Origin of the sequence: Flavisericum labens, assembly GCF_045446075.1 — a bacterium.
Taxonomy (GTDB): domain Bacteria; phylum Bacteroidota; class Bacteroidia; order Flavobacteriales; family Flavobacteriaceae; genus Flavisericum; species Flavisericum labens.
This window is the reverse complement of record NZ_JBJJBQ010000006.1, coordinates 164677-189425: the sequence shown is the minus strand read 5'-3', so window position 1 is coordinate 189425 and position 24749 is coordinate 164677. Positions and strand designations below refer to the sequence as shown.

The 24749-nt window shown below is 36.6% G+C and carries 17 protein-coding genes, 1 other RNA gene and 1 pseudogene; 5 read left to right on the top strand and 14 right to left on the bottom strand.

The window, feature by feature from the left end; translation table 11 throughout:
* Both ACIEHO_RS11630 and ACIEHO_RS11625 read left to right on the top strand, forming a co-directional pair.
* Positions 1-1435: pseudogene (locus ACIEHO_RS11630) on the top strand (PorP/SprF family type IX secretion system membrane protein); the annotation flags it as partial.
* A 231-nt stretch (positions 1436-1666) separates the two neighbouring features.
* Positions 1667-3928: a TonB-dependent receptor gene (locus ACIEHO_RS11625; RefSeq protein WP_406971851.1), complete on the top strand. Its 2262-nt coding sequence runs from the start codon at positions 1667-1669 to the stop codon at positions 3926-3928.
* A 24-nt stretch (positions 3929-3952) separates the two neighbouring features.
* Here ACIEHO_RS11625 and ACIEHO_RS11620 read toward each other — a convergent pair whose 3' ends face one another.
* Complete coding sequence (locus tag ACIEHO_RS11620) at positions 3953-4984, bottom strand: glutaminyl-peptide cyclotransferase (RefSeq protein ID WP_406971849.1); 1032 nt, start codon at positions 4982-4984, stop codon at positions 3953-3955.
* 90 nt (positions 4985-5074) lie between these two features.
* Here ACIEHO_RS11620 and ffs point away from each other — a divergent pair.
* Positions 5075-5173, top strand: an RNA gene (gene ffs / locus ACIEHO_RS11615) — signal recognition particle sRNA small type.
* Positions 5174-5228: 55 nt separating this feature from the next.
* Entirely contained in the window at positions 5229-6035 is an 807-nt protein-coding gene (locus ACIEHO_RS11610; protein ID WP_406971847.1) for an SDR family oxidoreductase, read from the top strand.
* 1 nt (position 6036) lies between these two features.
* Here ACIEHO_RS11610 and ACIEHO_RS11605 read toward each other — a convergent pair whose 3' ends face one another.
* The gene (locus ACIEHO_RS11605; RefSeq protein WP_406971845.1) at positions 6037-7455 is read right to left on the bottom strand and encodes a TlpA family protein disulfide reductase; all 1419 of its coding nucleotides are present in this window, start codon (positions 7453-7455) and stop codon (positions 6037-6039) included.
* Positions 7456-7662: 207 nt separating this feature from the next.
* Between ACIEHO_RS11605 and ACIEHO_RS11600 the strand changes: the two genes are divergently transcribed.
* Positions 7663-9288, top strand: coding sequence for an ABC-F family ATP-binding cassette domain-containing protein (locus ACIEHO_RS11600; RefSeq protein WP_406971843.1), 1626 nt, complete (start codon positions 7663-7665; stop codon positions 9286-9288).
* 72 nt (positions 9289-9360) lie between these two features.
* Here the strand turns inward: ACIEHO_RS11600 and ACIEHO_RS11595 are convergent, their stop codons facing one another.
* The 12 genes from ACIEHO_RS11595 to uvrA form a co-directional block, all read right to left on the bottom strand.
* Positions 9361-9594, bottom strand: coding sequence for a DUF2007 domain-containing protein (locus ACIEHO_RS11595; RefSeq protein WP_406971841.1), 234 nt, complete (start codon positions 9592-9594; stop codon positions 9361-9363).
* Positions 9595-9664: 70 nt separating this feature from the next.
* A complete protein-coding gene (locus tag ACIEHO_RS11590; RefSeq protein ID WP_406971839.1) occupies positions 9665-9895 on the bottom strand; it encodes a putative signal transducing protein in 231 nt (76 codons plus the stop codon).
* Positions 9896-9973: 78 nt separating this feature from the next.
* Complete coding sequence (locus ACIEHO_RS11585) at positions 9974-10816, bottom strand: phosphatase PAP2 family protein (protein WP_406971837.1); 843 nt, start codon at positions 10814-10816, stop codon at positions 9974-9976.
* Positions 10817-10825: 9 nt separating this feature from the next.
* On the bottom strand, positions 10826-13252 hold the full coding sequence (gene pheT, locus ACIEHO_RS11580) for a phenylalanine--tRNA ligase subunit beta (RefSeq protein WP_406971835.1): 2427 nt from the start codon (positions 13250-13252) through the stop codon (positions 10826-10828).
* A 264-nt stretch (positions 13253-13516) separates the two neighbouring features.
* Entirely contained in the window at positions 13517-14137 is a 621-nt protein-coding gene (locus ACIEHO_RS11575; protein ID WP_406971833.1) for a hypothetical protein, read from the bottom strand.
* Between the two features lie 120 nt (positions 14138-14257).
* Positions 14258-14728, bottom strand: a complete 471-nt coding sequence (locus ACIEHO_RS11570) for a hypothetical protein (protein WP_406971831.1) — start codon at positions 14726-14728, stop codon at positions 14258-14260.
* Positions 14725-15126: a DoxX family protein gene (locus ACIEHO_RS11565; RefSeq protein WP_406971829.1), complete on the bottom strand. Its 402-nt coding sequence runs from the start codon at positions 15124-15126 to the stop codon at positions 14725-14727. The genes ACIEHO_RS11570 and ACIEHO_RS11565 overlap by 4 nt, the downstream gene beginning before the upstream one ends.
* Positions 15127-15132: 6 nt before the next feature.
* Positions 15133-17544 carry an alpha-ketoacid dehydrogenase subunit alpha/beta gene (locus ACIEHO_RS11560; RefSeq protein WP_406971903.1) on the bottom strand — a complete coding sequence of 804 codons (2412 nt, stop codon included), beginning with the start codon at positions 17542-17544 and terminating at the stop codon, positions 15133-15135.
* 165 nt (positions 17545-17709) lie between these two features.
* Positions 17710-20547 (bottom strand): gluzincin family metallopeptidase, encoded by a 2838-nt coding sequence (locus ACIEHO_RS11555; protein ID WP_406971827.1) that lies wholly within the window; start codon positions 20545-20547, stop codon positions 17710-17712.
* 135 nt (positions 20548-20682) lie between these two features.
* Complete coding sequence (locus ACIEHO_RS11550; RefSeq protein WP_406971825.1) at positions 20683-21372, bottom strand: LOG family protein; 690 nt, start codon at positions 21370-21372, stop codon at positions 20683-20685.
* A gap of 181 nt (positions 21373-21553) precedes the next feature.
* Positions 21554-21712, bottom strand: a complete 159-nt coding sequence (locus ACIEHO_RS11545) for a lmo0937 family membrane protein (protein WP_406971901.1) — start codon at positions 21710-21712, stop codon at positions 21554-21556.
* 128 nt (positions 21713-21840) lie between these two features.
* A complete protein-coding gene (uvrA, locus tag ACIEHO_RS11540) occupies positions 21841-24672 on the bottom strand; it encodes an excinuclease ABC subunit UvrA (protein ID WP_406971823.1) in 2832 nt (943 codons plus the stop codon).
* Positions 24673-24749 lie beyond the last annotated feature (77 nt).

Below are 24749 nucleotides of genomic sequence, written 5' to 3'. Positions count from 1 at the left end.
ACAAGCTAGGTTGGCACAGGAGGCTAGAGTTAAAGCAGAACAAGAAGAACAAGCTAGATTAGCAGAGGTAGCTAGAGCTAAAGCAGAACAAGAAGAACAAGCTAGGTTGGCACAGGAGGCTAGAGCTAAAGCAGAACAAGAAGAACAAGCTAGATTAGCAGAGGTAGCTAGAGTTAAAGCAGAACAAGAAGAACAAGCTAGGTTGGCACAGGAGGCTAGAGTTAAAGCAGAACAAGAAGAACAAGCTAGATTAGCAGAGGTAGCTAGAGTTAAAGCAAAACAAGAAGAACAGGCTAGATTAGCAGAGGAAGCTAGAGTTAAAGCAGAACAAGAAGAACAGGCTAGGTTAGCAGAGGAAGCTAGAGTTAAAGCTGAACAAGAGGAACAAGCTAGGTTAGCCGAAGAAGCTATAGTTCAAGCAGAACAAGAGGAACAGGCTAGATTAGCAGAGGAAGCTATAGTTCAAGCAGAACAAGAAGAGCAAGCAAGATTAGCCGAGGCTATAAGATTGAAAGCTGAGAAAGTTTCAGGAATTTCAGAAAATGGTATGGTTATTCCAGAGCCAACAGATGCAAATACAGATGCGCTAAGTTCTATAACAAAATTAGCTTTAGAAGCACAAAACAAACAGGAGCAATTGATGATTCGTTTAAATGAAGTTTTAATTGTTAAAGAAAAAGATTTAAAAGATTTAAAAGAAGAAAACGATTTAAGTGAGCAAGGTATTGTTAGTGATCCCAAACCATTTAAAAGTGTAAGTGCAGAAAATGCTAGGTTAGAATCTATCAAAACTCAGTTAGATAATGAAATAAAATCTCAAAATGAAAAAATCGAGAATTTAGAAGCGCTCTATAGTACGAGACTAAAAAATGTTAGAGATAAACGAGATGCAACAAATATGTTCTACACAAAAGCAATTAACACTCTAAAAGAAAATCAAGCAAAGACAAATCAAGCTCGAACCGCTTTACTTGATAAATTTGAAAGTGTAAGAGTAGCTACAGAAATTGAGCGTAAGCGTAGAATTAAGCGCGCTCTATACGATAATCAAGAAGATCGATATAACAAAGATAGGGCAGCTTTAGAGCGAATAAAGAAATTTACTGAACCAAGCCAGGGGGAGTTGAGTCCAGATGATTTTGATCATGGAGAGGAATTGAGTAACATTCAAATTGTTAAGGGTGATGGGCATGTAGATGAAGGCTACTATTTGGTAATAGCAGTTCATACAGATGTAGATAAAAGAGATGAATTTTTAACGAAGGCGGTATCGGCAGGACGCTCGGATATTAATTTCTTTTTTGATGTAAATACCAGCAAATATTACATTTATTATGAAAAATTTGACTATGTAAGTCAAGCAAGGTCGGCTCTAAATAGTAAGGGAACTGAACCTTACAATACTAAAATGTCAATGGTTAAAATTGAAAATTAGAGGATATAAAATTTTAAAAAACCACTTATTTTAAATAAGTGGTTTTTTTTTGACCTAATTCAGTAATTCAGACATTATATATTAGGTGAAACAAATTATTTTAGCTAAAATTTTTAAAAAATTAAAACCCAAGGATTCTTTTTTTCGTAGGTAAAATAAAAGAAGCCAAAAGTCATTTTAAACTTCTAAACAAATTGAAAAATAAGTTTTAATAAAATTGAAAATGTAGCTATGAAGCACTATTGTAAAACATTAAAAAATCAAAGATTAATTCCGCTATTTTTATTTTTGTTTTTCATTTCGTTTCTAAATGCACACGAAATAAGTGGAACTGTTGTTTCAGAAGAAAATGGAACACCTTTGCAAGGTGTTGGAGTTTATAATAAAGCATCGGGTTCATACACTTACACAAATATTTCTGGATATTTCGAGCTTGATGATGTTTCTGTAAATGATGAAATATTTTTTTATGGTTTGGGATATCAAAATAAATCCATAGTCATTACAGAAACAAAGTTGGCAACAACATTATTAGTTGTATTAAAAGAATCTCCAGCTTCATTAGATCAAGTTTTAATTGTATCGAAAGCTAATGTATTGAGCACATTTTTAAACGTCGACTTAAAGACAAACCCTGTAAAATCTTCTCAGGAAATACTCAGAAAAATACCTGGGCTAATTATTGGTCAGCATGCCGGTGGGGGAAAAGCCGAGCAGATATTTTTGAGAGGATTTGATATTGACCATGGAACCGATATTGCCATAAATGTAGATGGGATGCCCGTAAATATGGTATCGCACGCTCACGGCCAAGGTTATGCCGATATGCATTTTATTATTCCTGAAACCATTGATAATATCGATTTTGCTAAAGGTAGTTATTATGCCAATAAGGGCAATTTTAATACGGCCGGTTATGTTGACATTGGTACAAAAAAAACAATTAAAAAAAATCTGGTTTCAGTGGAAACTGGTCAATTCAATACCTTGAGGGCACTAGGCATCACAAAGCTTTTAGAAGAAAAAAACAGTAGTATATATGTGGCGTCAGAGTTGATGTTGTCCGATGGTGTATTCGAGTCGCCACAAAACTTTAATCGCTTAAATGTTATGGCACATTACAATTTTAATAATCATAAAGATCAAGAATTGAATTTGTCAGTTTCACATTTTCAAAGTAAATGGGATGCATCGGGACAAATTCCGGTTAGAGCAGTAGAACAAGGTTTAATTGGGCGTTTTGGAGCCATTGATGATACGGAAGGCGGAAAAACGAGCCGTAGTAATTTGTGGATTAACCACACTAAGCAATTGGATACCCATTCTAAAATAGAATCCAATGCTTATTTGTCAAAGTATGATTTCGAATTGTTTTCAAATTTCACTTTTTTCTTGGAAGATCCCGTAAATGGTGATCAAATACATCAAAAAGAAAATAGAACGATTATGGGTGCATCATCTGTTTATAATCATACCATTCATTTAAACAATAACAATTCCCATTTGAGGTATGAGCTTGGAGGAGGCTTTAGATATGATGATGTCAATGATGTGCAATTATCAAGAACATTGAATAGACAAACTATTTTAGAGCGTTTAGCCCTAGGGAATGTAGATGAATTTAATGCGTTTGCATTCACTAGTTTGAATTATAAATCAGGAAATTGGACTTTAAATCCCGGATTGCGACTCGATTATTTTAAGTTTGACTACGAAAACTTGCTTACCGAAACTTACGATAATAAAAGTGAGAATAAAACAAAAGTAAGTCCGAAACTTAATCTGATTTATGCTGTGTCTCCAAAATTACAATTATTTACCAAAACAGGTTTGGGATACCATTCAAACGATACTAGGGTAGTGGTAGCCAATAGCGGCGAAAAAATATTACCAACTTCTTTTGGTTCTGATTTAGGATTTATTTACAAACCACAAAACCGATTGGTGTTTAATGCCGCTCTATGGAGCCTGTTTTTACAGCAGGAATTTGTTTATGTTGGCGATGCTGGAATCGTTGAACCTAGTGGAAAGACAGAACGCTATGGTGTCGATTTTGGCGTGCGTTGCCAAATAAACGATTGGTTGTTTATCAACACAGATGTTAATTATACTTATGCACGAAGTAGTGACGACCCCAATAATGAAAATTATATTCCATTGGCTCCAGATTTCACTTCTGCAGGTGGTTTAAGCATAAAGGATTGGAATAGTTTTTCAGGAGGAATCAACTATCGATTCATAAAAGACCGTCCAGCAAACGAAGACAATTCTATTGTAGCAGAAGGTTATTTTGTAACCGATTTTAACATAAACTACGCTGTTGAAAACTGGACGTTTGGTTTGATTATAGAAAATTTATTTGACACAGAATGGAACGAAGCCCAGTTTGCTACCGAAAGTAGATTGTCTAATGAACCCGATTCGGTTGAAGAAATTCATTTTACACCAGGCACGCCTTTCTTTTTAAGAGGAAAAATTTCGGTAAGGTTCTAATCAAACAATATGATTTTAGGTGGATTACTCAATAATTTCAACCTCAAATAATTTATCCCAGCGCTTTCCAGTAACGAAAATAGTTTTGGTTTTTGGGTTGTAGGCAATACCATTTAATACATCTAAACCATCATGTTGGGTAACCTTGTTTTTTAAAGGAGTAAAGTCTATGACACCCTCAACGGCACCGTTTTCAGGATTAATTATGGCAACACCATTTTTCTGGTACCTGTTCGCATAAATTTTTCCGTTAATCCATTCCATTTCGTTAATACCCACTATTTTTCCTTTATTAGTGCAAACCTGTATAAAATCTTCTTCAATTAAAGTCTCAGGATTTAGTATCCAAATTTTTTCGGTACCGTCACTTTTATAAAGAACATCATTATTGTTACACAGTCCCCAGCCTTCCTTGCTGTTTCCGTATTTAAAACTATCTAGTTTTTCAAAAGTATTAACATTATAAACAAAACCAACGCTTTTTTGCCAAGTGAGTTGGTATACTTTATTGTTTAAAATGGTAAGACCCTCACCAAAATACTCATCGGCAAGGTTAATATTTTTTATAACCTTCCCCGTTTTATAATCTATCTTTCTGAGTTTTGATTCACGATACTGCCCTGTACTCTCATAAAGCGTGTCGTTAAAAAACTCAATGCCTTGCGTGTAAGAAGTAATGTCGTGGGGGTATTCATTGAGGATGTTGTAGTGGTATATTTTGGGCAACTCACTGCTTAAAATAGTAATCGCTGATGTAGCTACCTGCTGTTCACCTCTGTAATATACGGTTGCCTTAAGGCTTTGTTTACCTAATTTAAAGTTCTTTAATGTGGTGTTGTTATTAATTTTTTCACCGTTTAGGGTATACATTATTGAATCGATGTCATGACCTTTTTTGTTCTCAATTGAAAGATTAAGTGTTTCCGAATTTGCAATATTACCTTTATCGGCATTGGTTTTTATTCTGAAATCACTTTTCTTGCTGCCAGAATTTGATCCGCAGCTTATTACAAGTCCGCTTAAAAATATGATTGTTAGATAATTGAAGGTTTTCATTGTAGAAATTCTAATTTCAGGCAAGATATTTATTAAAAATCAGTTTAAAAAATCATTGTTAAAATTTTAAAAAGATTGTATCTTTGCACCCGGCAAGTCCTACACAACCAGCTCCTGTTGAATCCTCCAGGTCGGGAACGAAGCAAAGGTAAATGGTCGTAGCGGTGTGATGTAGGTAGCTTGCCTTTTTTTGTGCCTTAATGTTTGGTAAATCTTTCTATCTTTAAACTTTAATTTTCAACACATGTCTAAAGTTGTTTTAATAACAGGCGGTTCGTCGGGTATAGGAAAATCTATTGGTGAGTTTTTAACCGAAAAGGGTTTTAAAGTCTATGGTACAAGCCGTAATCCAGAAATGTATAAAGAAAGTAAGTTTCCAATTTTAACTTTAGATGTAAAAAACAACGATACTATAAAGCAGACCGTTGACGAAATTATTTCTAAAGAAGACCAACTCGATGTAGTCATAAATAATGCAGGAGCAGGTATCACAGGGCCTATTGAAGAAATTCCGGAAGCAGAAATAAAGAACAATTTCGAGACCAATTTTTTCGGACCCATAAAAGTAATTAAGACTGTATTACCTCAAATGCGAAAGCAACATTCGGGTTTGATCATTAACATTACTTCAATTGCCGGTTACATGGGTTTACCTTATCGTGGGGTTTATAGTGCGAGCAAAGGCGCCTTGGAACTTTTAACAGAAGCGTTTAGAATGGAATTGAAAGATTTTAATATTGAAATGACCAACGTAGCACCTGGTGATTTTGCAACCAATATAGCTGCAGGACGATACCACGCACCACTTCTTGATGATTCACCTTATAAAAGATCTTACGGAAACACGTTGGAGTTGATGAACGACCATGTAGATAACGGAAGCAATCCTAATTTGATGGCCGAAGCGGTTTATAAAATCATTAATACGTCTAAACCAAAAGGGCACTATAAAATAGGGGAGTTTATGCAAAAATTTTCGATTGTGCTAAAACGAATTTTACCAGATAAGGTTTATGAAAAAATTTTAATGAACCACTATAAGTTAAAGTAGTTTATTTATTGATTAAACCCAATAATTGATCTTCAAAATTTGAAGAAAAAATATTAGATCTACTGTTCACAATTTTAGAGTTTTTATCCAATATAATCGTTTTGGTCATAGGGTGAACAGCCAAAATCTCTTTACCTTCTTGAGGATTTTTAAATTGGTATTCGTGCGTTTGATCAAACTGATGACTTGCCAAGATTTTCTTTGACTTTTCAATACCACATTTATCAATGTTTATGCTAATAAAGCGAACCTCTGGGTATTTGGTTTTTAATTCATTAAGCTTTTTGTGCGACTTTTTAAAATGATCATAATAAGCTTGAGACCAAAATGTTATGGCCGTTGGCTTGTTAATTAAGGAATTGATATCAACAACATCATTGTTAGAATTAATCATATTAATTTGAGGTAATCTCAATCCTTCCTTTAAACCGTTTATAGATTTGGTATAGCGCACCATCATATCTATGTTATTCTCACTTTTACTTTTGGCTAAGTAAGATTTTAAAATGGCATTATTATCTGCTTCATCCTTGCTTTTTGATAAGAAGCGCATCGCAAAATGGTACAATAAATCGTCTTTGGTAGTCTGGTTTTCAACTAAACTGTCAATCAGATTCAGTCTGTCTAAATTATAGCATAAGGCTTTCCGGTTAAACCGCGTATTTTCGGAATGCTCATCATGTATTTTTAAAGACATATTGCTAAAATTATGTCTTAAAAAAGCAGTGTAATTGTAATCGGTACTTAAAAACGCGTCATTGTAATTAATGTCTTTCCTATAGGAATAGAAATCTTCGGGCAATGATTTTAAATTGGCGGCCTTATTTGTTCCGTAATGAACAAACGGATAGACCTCTTTACTTGAGTAGTAATTGTAATTGATATTAGCTTGGGCTATTTTTAGGAAAAGACCTGAAGGTTTGTACTTATTTTTAAAATGCTCTAAAACTTTAACTTTATTTGCCTTTAAAGAATCTACATGCGTGCTGTAGGCTTCTGGCGTTAATTGGCACAATCTTACTATGTACTTTTCTTGTTTTTCATTTTCCAAATACTCATTAATCAGATAGTTGTTCTTTTTGTCACCGTCACCAGTAAACACCAACGATTCGTCAAAATCTAGCGTGTTCAGTCTAAAAAGCACACTGTCTTTGGGCTCTAATAAAACCATCTGGTATTCTCCGCCATGTCTAAAGGCGTACAGCCCTTGCTCTAAATCTTCAACTTTGTACAAAAACCTATTTCTGCCATCTAACTTAATTGTGTCTATTACGACTTCGTTTTTAGAAAGAACAACATAGTTGGTGTTAGGGTTAATAATTTCCCCACCAAAATAGGCATAATTATTAGCGCTATCACTTTCTTTTTTACAACCTAAAAAGCTGATAAAAATAAAAAATATGGCAATGTAAATCTTCATAAATCCTACTGAGCGTATTCGTTAAACAAAAGTATAGCCAATAATTATAAACTCTTGTTAAGGCGTTGTTAAATGTTTCCCAATCATAATAGTGTGTAACGGATACAACTAGCTTATAAATGAGGCTGTTTTAATAATTATTAATCAACGATGTTTCGTCTTACCAATGTAATTCTCTACTTTTGCAAAAAAATTAAAAGACGCTATATGTTATCAGTATCAAATCTTTCGGTCCAGTTTGGAAAACGTATCCTTTTTGATGAAGTAAGCACGACGTTTAACAACGGTAACTGTTACGGAATTATCGGTGCTAACGGTTCAGGAAAATCTACGTTTTTAAGAATCCTTTCAGGTAAGCAAGACCCTACTTCTGGACATGTTTCGCTTGAAAACGGTAAGCGCATGTCGGTGCTTGAACAGGAGCATAATTTGTACGATGAGCATACCGTGGTAGAAACGGTTTTAATGGGTAACAAACCCTTATTTAAAATTAAAACGGAGATTGATGCGCTTTACGCGGATTATTCTGATGAAAATGCTGAAAAGATAGGAGAGCTTCAGGTAGAATTTGAAGAAATGAACGGTTGGAATGCCGATAGCGATGCTGCTGCCTTACTTTCCAATTTAGGTATAAAAGAAGATTTACACCATAGTCTAATGGCCGATTTGGACGGTAAACAAAAAGTACGTGTGTTACTGGCACAGGCTTTATTTGGAAATCCAGATGTGTTAATTATGGATGAGCCTACTAACGACTTGGATTACGAAACCATTTCGTGGCTAGAAAATTTCTTGGCCAATTATGATAACTGTGTAATTGTAGTATCACACGACCGTCACTTTCTTGATGCCGTTTGTACGCATATTTCGGATATAGACTTCGGAAAAATAAACCACTATTCGGGTAACTACTCGTTTTGGTATGAGTCATCACAATTGGCTGCGAAACAACGTGCTCAACAAAACAAAAAAGCAGAGGAAAAGAAAAAGGAATTGGAAGAGTTTATCCGTCGTTTTTCTGCCAACGTGGCTAAAAGTAAACAGGCTACCAGTAGAAAAAAGATGATTGATAAATTGAATATTGAAGATATTCGTCCAACCAGTCGTCGTTACCCTGCTATTATTTTTGAGCGTGAACGCGAAGCTGGCGATCAAATATTAAATATTGAAGGCTTGGCCGTATCCTTAGATGGTGATGTGTTATTTAAAGATATCGATTTAAATTTAGCCAAAGGCGATAAGGTGGTGGTGTTCTCCAGAGATTCAAGAGCGACTACTGCATTTTACCAAATACTAAACGATAAGGAAAAAGCGGATTCTGGAAAATTTGCTTGGGGCGTTACTACCATACAATCGTATTTGCCGTTGGATAACAGTGAATATTTTAGCAACAACCTTAATTTAATTGATTGGTTGCGCCAATGGGCAAAAACCGAAGAAGAGCGCGAAGAGGTTAACATCCGTGGCTTTTTGGGGAAAATGATTTTTAGTGGTGAAGAAGCGTTTAAAAAGTCTTCTGTGCTTTCTGGAGGAGAGAAAGTAAGATGTATGCTATCTAGAATGATGATGCAAAGGGCTAACGTTTTACAGTTGGACGAACCTACCAACCACTTGGATTTAGAAAGTATCACGGCATTCAATAACTCACTAAAGAATTTTAAAGGTACGGTATTGTTTACCACGCATGACCACGAGTTTGCGCAAACCGTGGCGAACCGAGTGGTAGAGCTAACACCAAATGGGGTGATAGACCGCTACACAACGTTTGATGATTACATGCAAGACAAAAAAATAAAAGAAATTCGCGACAAAATGTATGCGGTTACGGTATAATTATCGCCTTACATAACAATAAAAAACCTCAAAACAACAAATGTTTTGAGGTTTTTATTTTAATGAATCCTTTTATTCTTGTAGCGTTGAGGTTAGTTTTTTAACAAGAGGAACAACTTTATCCAATTCGTCTTGGTACACATAAATTTGTTGATTTCCTGCTACAATATTGCCTCCAAAGCCAGCCAAGCGAGCAGATTCGTTTTCATCCTTGATTACAGGAACGATATTTTCTTTTTCCAACTCATGAAAAATGCGTTGTACTTCAATAAAACTCCCTGAAAACACTTTAATGTAATTGGACATATTTTTTGTTTTTGATTTTTTTGGTTAATATTTTATAGATGAAAAATTAATTTTGGAACTTTATAACTTATTAAGCCTCAAGTTCAGAAGTTAATTTTTCAACAATAGGTTGGGCTCTTTCCAATTCGTCTTTATGGACTGAAATTTTTTGAAGTGATGAACCAGAAGATCCAAAAATAGGTGCAAGTCCAGAATCGGTCTCATCTTGTACCACAGGTATAATATCTTCTTTTTCTAGAGCAGCAACAATGCGTTGTACAACGGCATAATCTCCCGTAAATAATTTAATGTAGTTTGACATGGCGTTTAGCTTTATTGGTTTACTCTCTAATTTACTAAAAATTATTGAAAAGAGGGTGGTCCATAGGGTCAAAGTGAATTAAAAAAGCCCTACCAATCCAATTTGCTTGGGCTTAACCGATAGTTGCCATGCTATTTTTTTATCCGATTTTCTGGAACGATAAATTTTGTTGTTATTTAGGAATTTATCTATGCAATCTACTACTACAATACTTATGGCCGCACTAAGAGCTGTATCGGTTAACCAGTGGGCGTTTGCCGTAAGTCTGGATAGTGGAATAATAGACCCAATTGAATATGTTGCTACTTTGGCCCAAGTACTATTGAATTGTTTGGCTATGGCGTGTGCCATGGTCATTGATAGAATGGTGTGCCCAGATGGGAACGAGTGGAAGGCACCTTCCGATGAAAAGGGCCTGAATTCAAAAGCACCGTAATCTCCACCCGGACGGGCACGACCAATGGTCATTTTGCACAAACTTTGTATTAGTCCGGTGGTGACCGATGATGAAATAATAAGCACACTAGTTTTTCTTATGGTTTCACTTTTGGTAAGTAGCCCAACACCGTATAATCCAGCGTTTAACATAAAATAGTTTTGTGGACTTCCAAAATACCAACCAAAATCCTTTATTAATTTCGGAGCTTTGGTGTCTTGCCTAACAAAAAAACGGTTTGCAGGTTCATCAATAGACGATAGAGCTACGGTTCCTGCAACTAAAACGCCGAGGATTTTGAAATTTTCACCTTTCCAATGGGCCGGTCGTATTACCGAATGTTTTACACTTTGCCAGGAATATTTGGCATCGTATTTCAACATACTCCAAATGGATAGGCTATCTACCGGTTTTTGCAGCGGTTTGCCTTGAGCCGAAGCTAAAATTGTAAAACATAACAAAACAACAGTTAAAAGGCCTCTCATCGTTAAAGATTACCTGAGTTCTGCACCAAGCTGCTTTTCAAAATTGGTTTGCAACTTGCTCATGATTTTGTCGATTTGCTTATCGGTCAGGGTTTTGTTTTCGTCCTGAAGTGTAAAGCTCACCGCGTAACTCTTTTTGCCTTTAGGTAAGTTTTTTCCTTGGTATACATCAAACAAGTTAACGGCTTTTAAAAGCTTCTTTTCACTTTGCTTGGCAATGTTGTAAATCAATTCAAAGGTAATGCTGTCGTCTAATAACAAGGCAAAATCACGGCGTACTTCCGGATATTTAGGAATATCTGTAAATTTAATGCTATTGTGTTTTGCCAAATCTAAAACGGTATCCCAGTTAAAGTTGGCGTAAATCACCTCTTGCGAAATATCAAAATGTTTAAGCACCGATTTTTTAACCAATCCGAAATCTACAATTTGGTTTTTTCCGAAACTTAAAGTCAAGCCTTCAGAAAACAAATCATTGGAAATGGGTGATTCCTTAAATCTCGAAACTCCCAAGCGTTCCAATACGGAAACAATAAGCCCCTTCATTAAAAAGAAGTCGCTTTTTCTATGGGTAACATGCCAGTTTTCAGCAGTTTGATTGCCTGTTACAAATAACGACAGATGCTTAAACTCTTCGCGTTTATCATGGTAACCATGATAGGTTTTACCGAATTCAAATAGTTTTAAATCCGCACGTCTTCTATTGATGTTAAACGATACTGCTTCTAATCCTGAAAACAATAACGACTGCCTTAACACCGATAAATCATGACTCAATGGGTTGAGCATGGTAATATTGTGCTCTTCTTTTAGCTGCTCACTCAATGCCACATAATTAGGCGTGGTAAGCGAGTTGGACATAATTTCAAAAAAGCCTTGAGATACCAATTGGTTGCCCGCCACATTTTGAATTTTATAATCTTCAAAGCGTGAGGTAGCCGAAATAGATGCGTTTAACTTTTCGGTAGTGTTGATGTTGTTATAGCCATAAACTCTTAGGACTTCCTCAATAATATCGGCTTCGCGCTCCACATCGTTGCGGTAGGCTGGCACAGTTAAGCCCAAACCAGTTTCGGTAACGTTATTTACCTTAATTTCCAATGAGGTTAAAATACGTTTGATAATTTCCTTCGGAATTTCTTCACCAATCAATTTCTTGGCGTTTTCGAAGCTTAAGCGCACTTCAAAATCCTTGATTTTATTAGGGTAAAAATCAACTATATCGCTTGTAACTTCGCCACCTGCCAATTCTTGAATCAATAAAGTGGCACGTTTTAAGGCGTATTCGGTAATGCTAGGGTCGATACCACGTTCAAAACGGAACGATGCATCCGTATTCAATCCGTGGCGCTTGGCCGATTTACGGATGCTTACCGGATTAAAGTAGGCACTTTCTAAGAAAATGCTGGTTGTGTTTTCGGTAACACCAGAATCTATACCACCAAAAACACCTGCGATACACATGGGTTTTTCGGCATTACAGATCATTAAATCGTCTTTATGAAGTTCGCGCTCTACACCATCTAAAGTGGTGAATTTGGTTCCTGCTTTTAAGGTTTTTACTTTTATTTTGTTACCAACAATTTTATTGGCATCAAAAGCGTGCAGTGGCTGCCCCAAATCGTGCAAAACGTAATTGGTGGCATCTACCACGTTGTTTTTAGGTTCTATACCAATGGCTTTTAAACGGTGTTGTAACCAAGCTGGTGATTCCTTTACTTTTATTCCTGAAATGGTAACTCCGCAGTAACGTGGCGCCAAGTCTTTATTGATAACGTCCACATCGATTTTTAGGGTGCGATTATCTACACGAAAGGCACTTACCGATGGCGTGATTAATTCTAAATTTATATCTTTTTGTACCAAACCAGCCCTTAAATCGCGTGCAGTTCCCATATGGCTCATGGCATCGGCACGGTTTGGGGTTAATCCAATTTCAAAAACATGGTCGTTTTCAATTTCAAAAATATCGGCAGCTGGTGTTCCTGGTTTTAAACAGGCATCTAAAACCATAATACCATCGTGCGATTGGCCTAAGCCCAGTTCGTCTTCTGCGCAAATCATACCGTGGCTGGCCTCGCCTCTAATTTTACCTTTTTTGATGGTCCATGCTTCGCCTTCGGGCGTGTAAAGCGTCGTGCCAATAGTGGCTACGGGTACTTTTTGTCCGGCCGCTACATTGGGCGCACCGCAAACAATTTGTAGGGGATATCCGTCACCAATATTTACGGTGGTTACTTTTAATTTATCGGCATTGGGGTGCTTTTCGCAAGTTAATACTTCGCCTACAACAATACCTTCCAGTCCGCCTTTTACAGATTGATAGCTTTCCAAGCCTTCTACCTCAAGACCTAGATCAGTAAGGAGTTCGCTGGTTTGTTCTGGTGTCCAATCGGTTTTAATAAATTGCTTTAACCAGTTATATGAAATTTTCATGGATTATGATGCTAATTGAAAGGTGCAAAGATAATAGATTGCTTTTAGCATTCAAATATTGTGTTATGAATTGTGAATTAAAAAAATAATTGGTACTTACTACTGCAACTGAAATTTTTATGGGGCTTAAGGTGCTTTTTTAAGAATAGTTACCTGGTTAGACGGCTAATTTTGAGAAAGTAGGCCAACCAGAGTGAAATATGTACGATTTTCCAAAAAGGTTGGAACAACTGTTTTATTTTTATAAATTGTTGGAAACAGTTTTTATTCGCATAAAAGGTTGTAATCTTCCACCAACTCAATAAGATTATTTAAATCATAAAGTTCGTTTTCCAGATAATAGAGTATTTTTTCGCAGTCGGAGAAATATTTTTTGGCTTTTGAAATAAACGTCCCAAAACTATTCGGTCCAGCAATTAATTTAGCAGATCCCTCGCCTTTTCTTATCAAATAATATTGGGTGTCATCATAGTAATAACCGTTTGATTGATTGTTTGGGTAGCCAACAATTGTTCTTTGAAATTTCATTACAGTTCTAGAAAATAAAGATGTTTTTCCATTAATTATTTGTTCCAATAACACATATTTCTTTGGTTTAATAGGAATATATTTGTAATGTAATGTAGTAAATTCTTCGTCGCCAAAAATTACTTCTTCAACAGTTTCATGTCCATATTTTTGAGTTTTTGATTTTTTCTTTTTTTTATATTTAAATTCTGTGCTTCCAATTGATATTATTCCACCAGAGTGTTTAGGAAATTTCACTAATCCTCTAAAGGAGATTCCATTCTTCAAGATGACTTTTGCTGGCGTCCATTCATCATATTGTGCATGGATTGATGAAAAGTAAAAAATTGATAAGATTATTATAATTTTTTTTATCACTTTCGTTTGCCTCTAAATTGTTTAAAAGTTGGGGTATGAGAACGTTTTATACGTCGTTATTAAATTCAGTCGAAAATTACTTCAATTTACAATATACAGAAAGAAAAGTTTTAAACAAACTCACAACTCCTCAAGCATCAAATTATAATCATATTGCAAGTCCTCATGCAGTTTTTCAATGGTTTTTTTTGCCAAAAGAAGTTGGCGGTCGTAAGTGTTTCGCAATTGGGTGCTGCGCTTAATGCTGGGTTTAAAATCTCGCAGTTTTTCGCAAAAGTAGAGGAGGAGTTCTACCTCGGTTTCTTTTTTTATCGTGTAGCGGATGAATTTTTTAACGTTCCGCAGAATTTTACGAACGCTCTTTCGGATATAAAAATAGCTTTTGGTGTTTATGAGTTCGAATTCGGCATCCATATAGCTTTTAATACTGGATACATAGCCGGTTTCGTCTTCCGATTCAAACAATAAATAGGTGAGGAGCTCTTTGTTTTCCTTTTTAAATTTGGATAGGCGCAGACAGATATCGAGCAGTTCTTCGCGCGATTTGTATTTGAGTTCTTTTTTTATGGTAACAACCGATGCTGCTTTCAATTTAAATGTTTTTTAATGCCATCGTAGGAGTAATGGCCAGGGCCAGCTATAAGAATGGCTAGAAAGGCCGTTAAAAACAGAATGGCTTTTTCTTTGGTGCCCATGGGGTCGCTAAAGTGAACCACAAAAGCAGCCACAAACATGGTGATGATTACGGGAATGGTAGCCCATTTTGTTTTAAAACCGACGAGTACCAAAATAGGACCAAGTACCTCTCCAATTAAAGTAAAGATGAGTGATGGCGTTTCGCCTAGCCCAATGGGGTCGGCAAATTTTATGGGACTTTCAAAAAGTCTACTAATTTTTGGAATGCCGTGGGTAAGCATCATACCCGAAAAGCCAACGCGTAATATGAGTAAGGCTAAATCGGTTGGTTTTTTTATCATCTTTAATGACATGTAAGCTTATCTTAATTTTGGGAAATCACTTGGGTTGTACTCATGCATAACGGCATAAACGGCTTCGAAAATATCTTCGGCCGATGGTTTTGAAAAATAGTCGCCATCGTTTCCGTAGGCAGGACGGTGTGGTTTGGCCGTTAGCGTTTTAGGTGAGCTATCTAAATACTGAAATGCGTTTTGTTCATTTAAAATATGGTCTAAAATATAGGCCGAAGCACCACCAGGAACATCTTCGTCTATCACCATTACCTTATTTGTTTTCTTGATGCTTTTTACGATGTCATGGTTTAAATCGAACGGCATTAAAGACTGCACATCAATGATTTCCACATCAATACCTATCGCAAGTAATTCTTTGGCCGTTTGCTCGACAATGCGCAAGGTAGAACCGTAGGATACCAAAGTGATGTCGGAACCTTCCTTAATGGTTTCCACCACGCCAATAGGTGTTTTTAGTGCACCTAAGTTGTTGGGCATTTTTTCTTTTAATCGGTAGCCGTTAAGGCATTCTACGACAATAGCTGGGTCGTCGCCCAATAATAAAGTGTTGTAGAATCCAGCAGCCTTGGTCATGTTTCGTGGCACGAGTAAATTTACCCCTTTTGCTAGGTTTAGAATACCGCCCATTTGTGAACCGGAGTGCCAAATACCTTCTAACCTGTGGCCACGTGTACGTATTATTAATGGTGCTTTTTGTTTGCCCTTGGTACGGTAGTGGGTGGTAGCCAAATCGTCACTAATAATTTGAATGGCGTACAAGATATAGTCTAAATATTGAATTTCAGCAATAGGACGCAATCCGCGCAGTGCCATGCCGATGCCTTGCCCAATAATAGTAGCTTCACGAATACCAGTATCGGCCACTCGCAGTTCGCCATATTTTTCCTGTAAACCTTCCAGGCCTTGGTTAACATCGCCTATATTACCAGTGTCTTCTCCAAAAATCAATGTTTCTGGGTAACGGTTTAAGAGCGCATCAAAATTATCTCGTAAAATAATGCGACCGTCTGCTTGAGGCGCATCATCATGGTATGTGGGTTTAGTTTCTTTTATTCGCGTATTGGAACCCTGGGTTTCAGAATAGAGGTGCGAGCTAAATTTAGGCTGTGACAATTCAAATAGCGCATTGATCCAATTGGCGAGTTGGTTTTTTTCCGTGATTGATTCACCAATAGTATATCTTAAAGCTTTTCTGCCATGCGATAAAATATCTTTTCTGGTTGGCTCACCAATAGATGATAGGCTCTCTCTTATTTTAGCAATAAAAACGCCATTCGAACTTGTAGTTTCAACTTGTTTTAAAATTGAAATGAGCTCTTCTTGCTTCTTTTTTATTGGACTTAAAAATGTGTGCCAAGCGCTGTTTTTGGCTTGTCTTACCTCACGTTTTATAATTCTCTCTATGTCCAAAAGGTCTTCGTTGGTGGCAATACCGCTTTCAATCATCCATTCGCGCATTTTGGTATTGCAGTCACGTTGGGTTTCCCATTCTAACCGTTCGGGTGTTTTGTAACGCTCGTGCGAACCCGAAGTGGAGTGCCCTTGGGGTTGCGTGAGCTCGGTAACGTGAATTAATACGGGCACATGCTCGTCGCGAGCAATGGCTCCAGCTTCTTCGTAGGTTTCCATAAGGTTGGCGTAATCCCAACCCTTAACGCGTAAAATTTCGTAACCTTTACTGGCTTGATCACGTTGAAAGCCTTTTAATATTTCTGATATGTTTTCTTTTGTTGTTTGGTGCTTGGCGTGTACCGAAATGCCGTATTCGTCGTCCCAAATACTAATTACCATAGGTACTTGAAGTACACCAGCCGCATTGATGGTTTCAAAAAACAACCCTTCACTAGTACTGGCGTTTCCAATAGTCCCCCAAGCCACTTCGCTTCCTTTTTCAGAAAAATTTGTCGTGTTGATACCCTTAACTTCCCTAAAGATTTTTGAAGCTTGAGCTAAGCCTAAAAGCCGTGGCATTTGTCCTGCTGTTGGAGAAATATCGGCACTGGAGTTGTATTGTTTGGTAAGGTCTTTCCAACTGCCATTATCGTTTAAACTGTGCGATACAAAATGACCACCCATTTGGCGCCCGGCCGACATGGGTTCGAGTTCTAAATTTGTGTTGGCATATAATCCGGCAAAAAACTGTTCTGGGCTAAGTTCGCCTAGTGCCATCATAAAGGTTTGGTCGCGGTAGTAACCCGAGCGCCAATCTCCTTTTTTAAATGCTTTGGCCATGGCCAGTTGTGGTACTTCCTTACCGTCGCCAAATATGCCAAACTTAGCTTTTCCTGTTAATACTTCTCTGCGCCCCAACAAACTACATTCTCTACTGGTTACTGCGGTTCGGTAGTCGTTAATAACTTCGGTCTTAAAATCTTCGAATGATAGATTGTTTTCCAAATCGGGTAGGGTGTGCATTTGGTCTTTGTTTAGCTTGCGCAAAAGTAGGTAAATTTTACCTTTTTTGCAATAATAAGAGGCGTTAAACCTGTGTGAAATATATAAAAAAAAAGCTTTTTGTATGTTATATTTAAGAAAAATATATCTAAAAAGCTTTTTTAATAGGAATAATTCAAATTAAACCTAATACCAGCGTCTTCTAAAAAGCCCTAAGAGTGATTGGGGGTCTAAGGTAAATTTAAAGCGTATTTTTTGGTCGTAGCGGGGTTGGCCAATTTCCCAACCTAAGTTGGAATACATAGGTAAATAAATTTCAAAATAATCGGTTACCAAATTTACCCGAATACCAGAATCGTAAACAAACTTGGTCGAGTTGTGTTTGTTTTTCACTAAACCCATGTCGCCATATAACAAAACATATTTCCAAAGGGTTGTACTGGCGTTTAACGTGGTCATCCATTGGTTAGCATAAGGAGTTTCTAATTTCGATTTAAACCCACCTTCAGCGGTAATGTATTGCTGACTGAATATACCGGTGTCCTCGGAGCGGCCTAAATAGTTGTAATCAAATAGATAATCAGTTGGGCGGTCTAAAGCAAAACTAAAATAGTTAGAGCTTGGATCGTTATCGTTCTTTAGAAACGCCCCAGCAAAAATGCGTAAGTTTAATTGCCTGTTACTCTCAAAAAGTTTTCGGAATTCATAGTTGAAAGCCACTTTACTAAACTTTTTACCAAGTTGGAAATCGGTGTACCACTTGCTGAAATTGATTAAGTTGTCGTTAGAGTTGATGTAACGAATATTAAAAACACTGTAATTGGGCTCATTAGATGTTAGATTATTGTTCTCGTCTTTATCTCGGTTAATGTTTACATATCTGAATCTTAAAGAACTTCGTTTGTTAGAACGTAAATCATCATTTTCTCGAAATAAAAAGGTTAGCGACGGGGTAACTTGAGTAACAAATAAGTCTTTTGCATATGATGAATAGCCACCTACAATGCCATAGTTCATATAATAGAGGTCGCTGTTTTCAAAATAATGCGTGTTAGATACTGATGCTGAGCCCGTCAATGATTTAGACCCAAAGGAGTAGACGGGCGTTATTTTATAGTTGAAGGTCTTTCTTAGAACGGTCGTATTATAGGCTTTGGCACCTAAGGTGATACCGTCGTATATATTATTAAACTCAGCGATAGGCATCAAGAATACTTGATTGTAATAAGGGTCTTCAATGTCTTTGAATAACCTAAATTGTAAAGGTTTGTTGTTAAAAAAGAACCCCTTTAGTGATTTCCAGTTATCACGTTGATTGATTTCTGGAATAGTATTCTCGTAATTTAAAACCAGTTTGTTGGCCCCTTTTCTGGGTATGGTAATGGTTTTGTCGCCGTCTATATTTTCAATCCATGTTTTACTCACTATCTCGTCGTCATACAAACTATAAAGTGATACAGGCATATTGTTGTTACGCTTATTTTTAATAGTAACGGTAATAGAGTCTTGAGTTTTTTGAACGTTTTGAATTTTGAAATCTATCTTTTTTCTGGTTTTTAAATAATCGTTAAAAAACCAATCGATATCTTTTGTTGCTCTTGATTTAATATATTCTTCAAAGGCTTTCGCCGAGGTGTGCTCCAATTTGTTTTCTGCTAGAAACGATTCTACGCTTTGTTCAACAATATCATGGTTTACAAAATCGTCCAGATATTTTAGACCAACTCCCGCTTTGTATTTATTGGCAATATTGTAATTGAACTTCAATAAAGAATCTTTTGGTAAGGCCAAAGGCTGATCGCGGTTGGTGCGTGCCATTAGCATAAAGGCCAAAATGTATTTGTCATTAAATTTCATGTCGGCCGCATGGAACGAACGAACGCCCCAAAAATCGGCGATGGTGCCTAGAAATTTCATGTTGGGGTAGTGTTGGTCTACATAATTAATCAAGTAATAAATTTGAATACCATCCAATAACCATTGTTCTTTTCGTGGGTTTATCAATAATGTATTTTCCAAATAATTATGCAATGCAATTTTCAACAGTTTGAGTTCGTATTGAAAATGGCTAGGGTAGGGTTTTACAAAACTGGGCAGAAAATTTAATCCGTAAATAGGGTCTTTATCGTTATCAATTTGCGTTAGTAATAGCCTTTTGTGAGGGTATTTTCCGAAGTTATCGAATATAAAATTGGTTACTTTATCGGTAATTAAAACCTTATCAATCACTTCAAGATCTTTATCATGAATATTGGAAACTATAGTATAATCATCGGTTTGCAATGATGTAAACATTGAGTTTCGGCTTAAGAACAGTTTGTTATTAACGCGGTCTTTGCCATTTAAAGTTACAATTTGCTTGTATGGTAGGTGCTCAATTCTGGTTGTGTTCAGTTCTGAAGTCAATACATAGCCATTGGGGTGCTCAATCTCTAAATTAATATCAGCCTTTGGAATGTATAAATCGTCCAAATCTTTGTTACTGTAATATTGCCACTCGCCATCATAAACGGCTGGGGTGATGTACCAGTATCTTAAGTTATAATCGCCTTCATCCGTAACACCATAGCTTGTAAATTTGGCATGGGGCACCTGTACCGTATATTCCAAATTGAGGGTGTATGACTCTTTAGGTTTTAAAGGCGAGTTTAGTTCAATCTTTATAATATCTATTTGATTTTTGACTTGATTAAACTTTAGGTCTTCACCATTTTGTTTGATTGATGCTATAACTGAAAACCCACGATCTTCATTTTTTGCCAGATGAAAATCGTTTTTGTATTCATCGGCCATTCTAATGGCTAGTGGTGTTTTTTTTGTAGAATAACTATTGCTCCAGTCATTAAGATAAACGGTACTTAACTCGTCATTAGTTGAATTAAAGTATTCAATGGTTTGCGAAATCTTAATTTGCTTGTTCTCAATATCAAATACAGCTTTTATGTCAATTTTATTTTGACTAAAGTGTACCAAAGGAATTAGTAGGAGAATAATAAAACTAAAAAAGCGTATTTTCAATTTCAAAAAGCTTTTAGGTTAGCAATTTCATGTAAGGCGCTGCAAGATAATAAAATATATGAGGGCTAATGCCACATAATAAGATTTATTATGCATGCATAAGTGACTTAGCATGGTAATTTTTGTAAAGTACCTTTTTGTTTAAAAATTAGGACTTAAACCAGAATCTTTATAGAAGCTATCCAAAATATTGATAACCTCTTCTTCCGAATCTACAAGATGAATGAGGTCTAAATCTTTAGCACTAATATTTGAAAATGCGTTAAGCAGGGTTTTTTTCACCCAGTCAATAAGTCCTTCCCAGAAATCGGTTCCCACTAAAATAATCGGGAATTTTCCAATTTTATGGGTTTGTATAAGGGTAAGGGCTTCAAAAAATTCATCTAAGGTACCGAAGCCACCGGGCATCACTACAAAGCCTTGAGAGTATTTTACAAACATTACTTTTCTAACAAAAAAGTAATCGAAATCTAAACTTTTATCGGGGTCAATATAAGGATTGTCGTGCTGTTCGAATGGCAATTCAATATTCAACCCTACTGAAGTTCCACCACCTAAATGAGCACCTTTGTTACCAGCTTCCATAATACCGGGGCCACCTCCCGTAATAACACCATAGCCGGCTTCAACAATTTTTTTAGCTATGCTTTCGGCAAGTTTATAGTATTTTTGGTCTGGTTTGGTTCGTGCAGACCCAAAAATGGACACACAAGGGCCTATCTTGCTCATTTTTTCAAAACCGTTAACAAATTCGCCCATAATTTTAAAAATAGCCCAAGAGTCGTTGGTTTTTATTTCGTTCCAGCCTTTATGATGGTGTTCTTTTCTCATTGTTGTTTTTTAAACGTATTTTAATATCGGTACGCAAAATAATATTATTAAATGAAACATCCATAGTATAAAAATAAAGTCATTGAAGAAATGATTTAATGATTGCATTCCAAAGTAGGGTGAATAACAATAAAAAAGGCAAACCCGAAGGTTTGCCAAGTCATATTATTTTTAAACTGTACTATAATGGTTTGCGCCCGCTAATAATATTGTAAAGTATAACTATAACGGCTATTACTAGCAATACGTGAATCAGGCTACTGGTGCCCATTCCTGGAATGATAACTAATAAGCCCAATAACCAGGCGATAATGCAAATGACGGCTACTAACCAAAGAATGTTTTTTCATAGTGTTAATATTTTGATTTGTATTTAAATGTACGAAAAAAAATATTACAAAACTGCTGTTTATTTAATACCAGTTAACTTGTTAATGGTTTGAGCAAACGGTGTTTGTGATGTTGCATTTACTTCAATTCCTTTTTTAAAAATTGAGCCGTGTAACTTTTTTTATCTTTCAGAATTTCTTCTGGGGTGCCTTTTGCAACAATTTTTCCCCCACCTTTTCCGCCTTCATAACCAATATCAATAATATAGTCTACGGTTTTAATAACATCTAAATTGTGCTCAATGATTAGCACGGTATTGCCTTTGTTTACCAATTTGTTTAAAACCAACATTAGCACCCTAATATCTTCAAAATGAAGACCGGTGGTAGGCTCATCTAAAATATAAAACGTATTGCCTGTATCTCTTTTTGATAGTTCGGTAGCCAGTTTGATTCGTTGGGCTTCTCCACCAGATAGAGTAGTGCTTTGTTGCCCTAAGGTAATATATCCTAAACCGACATCTTTGATGGTTTTTAGCTTTTTGTGGATTTTGGGAATATGTTCAAAAAACTCAACGGCTTCGTTAATGGTCATGTTCAGCACATCGCTGATGGATTTTCCTTTATAACGAATTTCAAGTGTTTCACGATTAAAACGTTTGCCTTGGCAGATTTCGCAATCTACATAAACATCAGGGAGAAAATTCATTTCAATAACGCGCAGCCCAGCTCCTTGGCAGGTTTCACAACGGCCGCCTTTCACATTAAAACTAAATCGTCCTGGCTTGTAGCCCCGTATCATGGCTTCGGGGATTTTGGCAAATAAACTCCTGATTTCACTAAAAGTGCCCGTATATGTTGCTGGATTACTTCTAGGAGTTCTGCCAATGGGCGACTGGTTAATATCAATTACCTTATCAATATGTTCTAAACCCTTTATGCTTTTATAGGGCATGGGTTTTTTAACACCATTAAAATAATGGGCGTTTAAAATAGGGTAGAGGGTTTCGTTTATTAGAGTAGATTTTCCACTACCAGAAACACCGGTTACGCCTATCATTTTTCCTAAAGGAAATTTTACGGATACATTTTTAAGGTTATTTCCGGTACAACCTTTTAGTTCTAAAAACTTACCGTTGCCCTCACGGCGGCTTTTTGGGACTTCGATTTCTTTTTTTCCGTTAAGGTAATCGGCCGTAAGTGTGTTGTGTGTTTTTAGCGCATCTGGGTCGCCAATACTTATAATTTCACCACCGTGTTTTCCCGCTTTTGGACCTATGTCAATAACGTAATCGGCGCGCTCAATCATATCTTTATCATGCTCAACCACAATAACTGAATTGCCAATATCGCGAAGTGAAACCAGAGAATTAATCAGTTTTTCATTATCACGCTGGTGCAAACCAATACTAGGTTCATCTAGTATATACAGAACTCCCACCAGCTGTGAGCCAATTTGTGTCGCTAAACGAATGCGTTGTGCTTCACCGCCAGACAAGGATTTCGAGCTGCGATTTAATGCTAAATAATCCAAGCCAACATCCAAAAGAAACTGCAATCGGGATTTTATTTCCTTAACAACCTCTTCTGCAATCTTTATTTGCTTTTCTGAAAGATGCTTGTGCAAATTATTGAACCAATCTGCTAATTCAACTATGTCTGTATTGGCCAGTTCAGCTATATTTTTTTTGTTTATTTTGAAATAGAGTGATTCTTTTTTGAGTCTTGAACCTTCACAAACCGGACAATTTACTTTGTCCATATAATCTTTTGCCCAGCGTTTTAATGAGGTCGATTCGGCTGTTTTGTATTGATTTTCAATAAAGTTGGTCACACCTTCAAAGTCTATTTTGTAATCTCTGGTAACTCCCAAAGTTTTGCTTTCCACCGAAAATTTTTCGTTGCCACCATAAAGAATCATGTCTTTGGCTTCTTTGGGGATGTCTTTGTAAGCATCCGACAATTTAAAATCGAAACGTTGTGCAATGGTCGCCAATTGTTTAAAAATCCAACTGTTTTTTTCAGGACCATGAGGCGCCAAAGCTCCATTTTTTATGGATAAATTTTCGTCCGGTACAATCTTGTTTTCGTTAATTTGAAACAAGGTTCCAATACCATTGCAATTAGGACAAGCCCCTTTTGGCGAGTTGAACGAAAAGTTGTTTGGTTCAGGGTTAGGGTACGATATTCCGCTTGATGGACACATTAAATTTCGACTGAAATACCTTGTTTCTTTAGTGTCTTGGTCAATCACCAAAAGCACGTCTTCCCCGTGATACATGCCGGTATTAATGGTTTCGGTAAGTCGTTTGTCATTATCAACGTCGTCATTAATAACTAACCTATCGATAACAATTTCGATATCATGGGTTTTGTAGCGGTCCAGTTTCATCCCCTTTACAATATCTCGAATCTCGCCATCCGTCCGAACCTTTACAAACCCTTGTTTTGCAATTTGCTCGAACAGTTCGCGATAATGCCCTTTTCGGGAGCGTACAACTGGCGATAGAACGTTAATGCGCTTCCCGTTAAAATCTTTGATGATGAGTTCTTTTATTTGCTCATCGCTGTAGCTAACCATTTTATCGCCTGTGTTGTAACTGTAGGCATCACTGGCACGTGCAAAAAGCAGTCGTAAAAAATCATAAATTTCGGTAATTGTACCTACCGTAGACCGTGGTGATTTACTGGTTGTTTTTTGCTCTATGGCAATAACAGGTGACAAGCCGTCAATTTTGTCAACATCGGGCCGCTCCAAACCACCTAAAAATTGACGTGCATAGGCCGAAAATGTTTCAATGTAACGGCGCTGGCCTTCAGCATAAATGGTATCAAATGCCAACGAGGATTTTCCGCTGCCAGAAAGCCCGGTGATTACCACCAATTTTTCTCTAGGAATGGAAACATCAATGTTTTTTAAGTTATGCGCTCTAGCACCTTTTACTTCAATAAAATCGGTAAATTCACTCATAAAATGGCAAAAGTGCAAAGGTACAATATTAGTTGTTAAATTGTTGTGAAGTTTTGTTTTGGATTTATTATTATTGT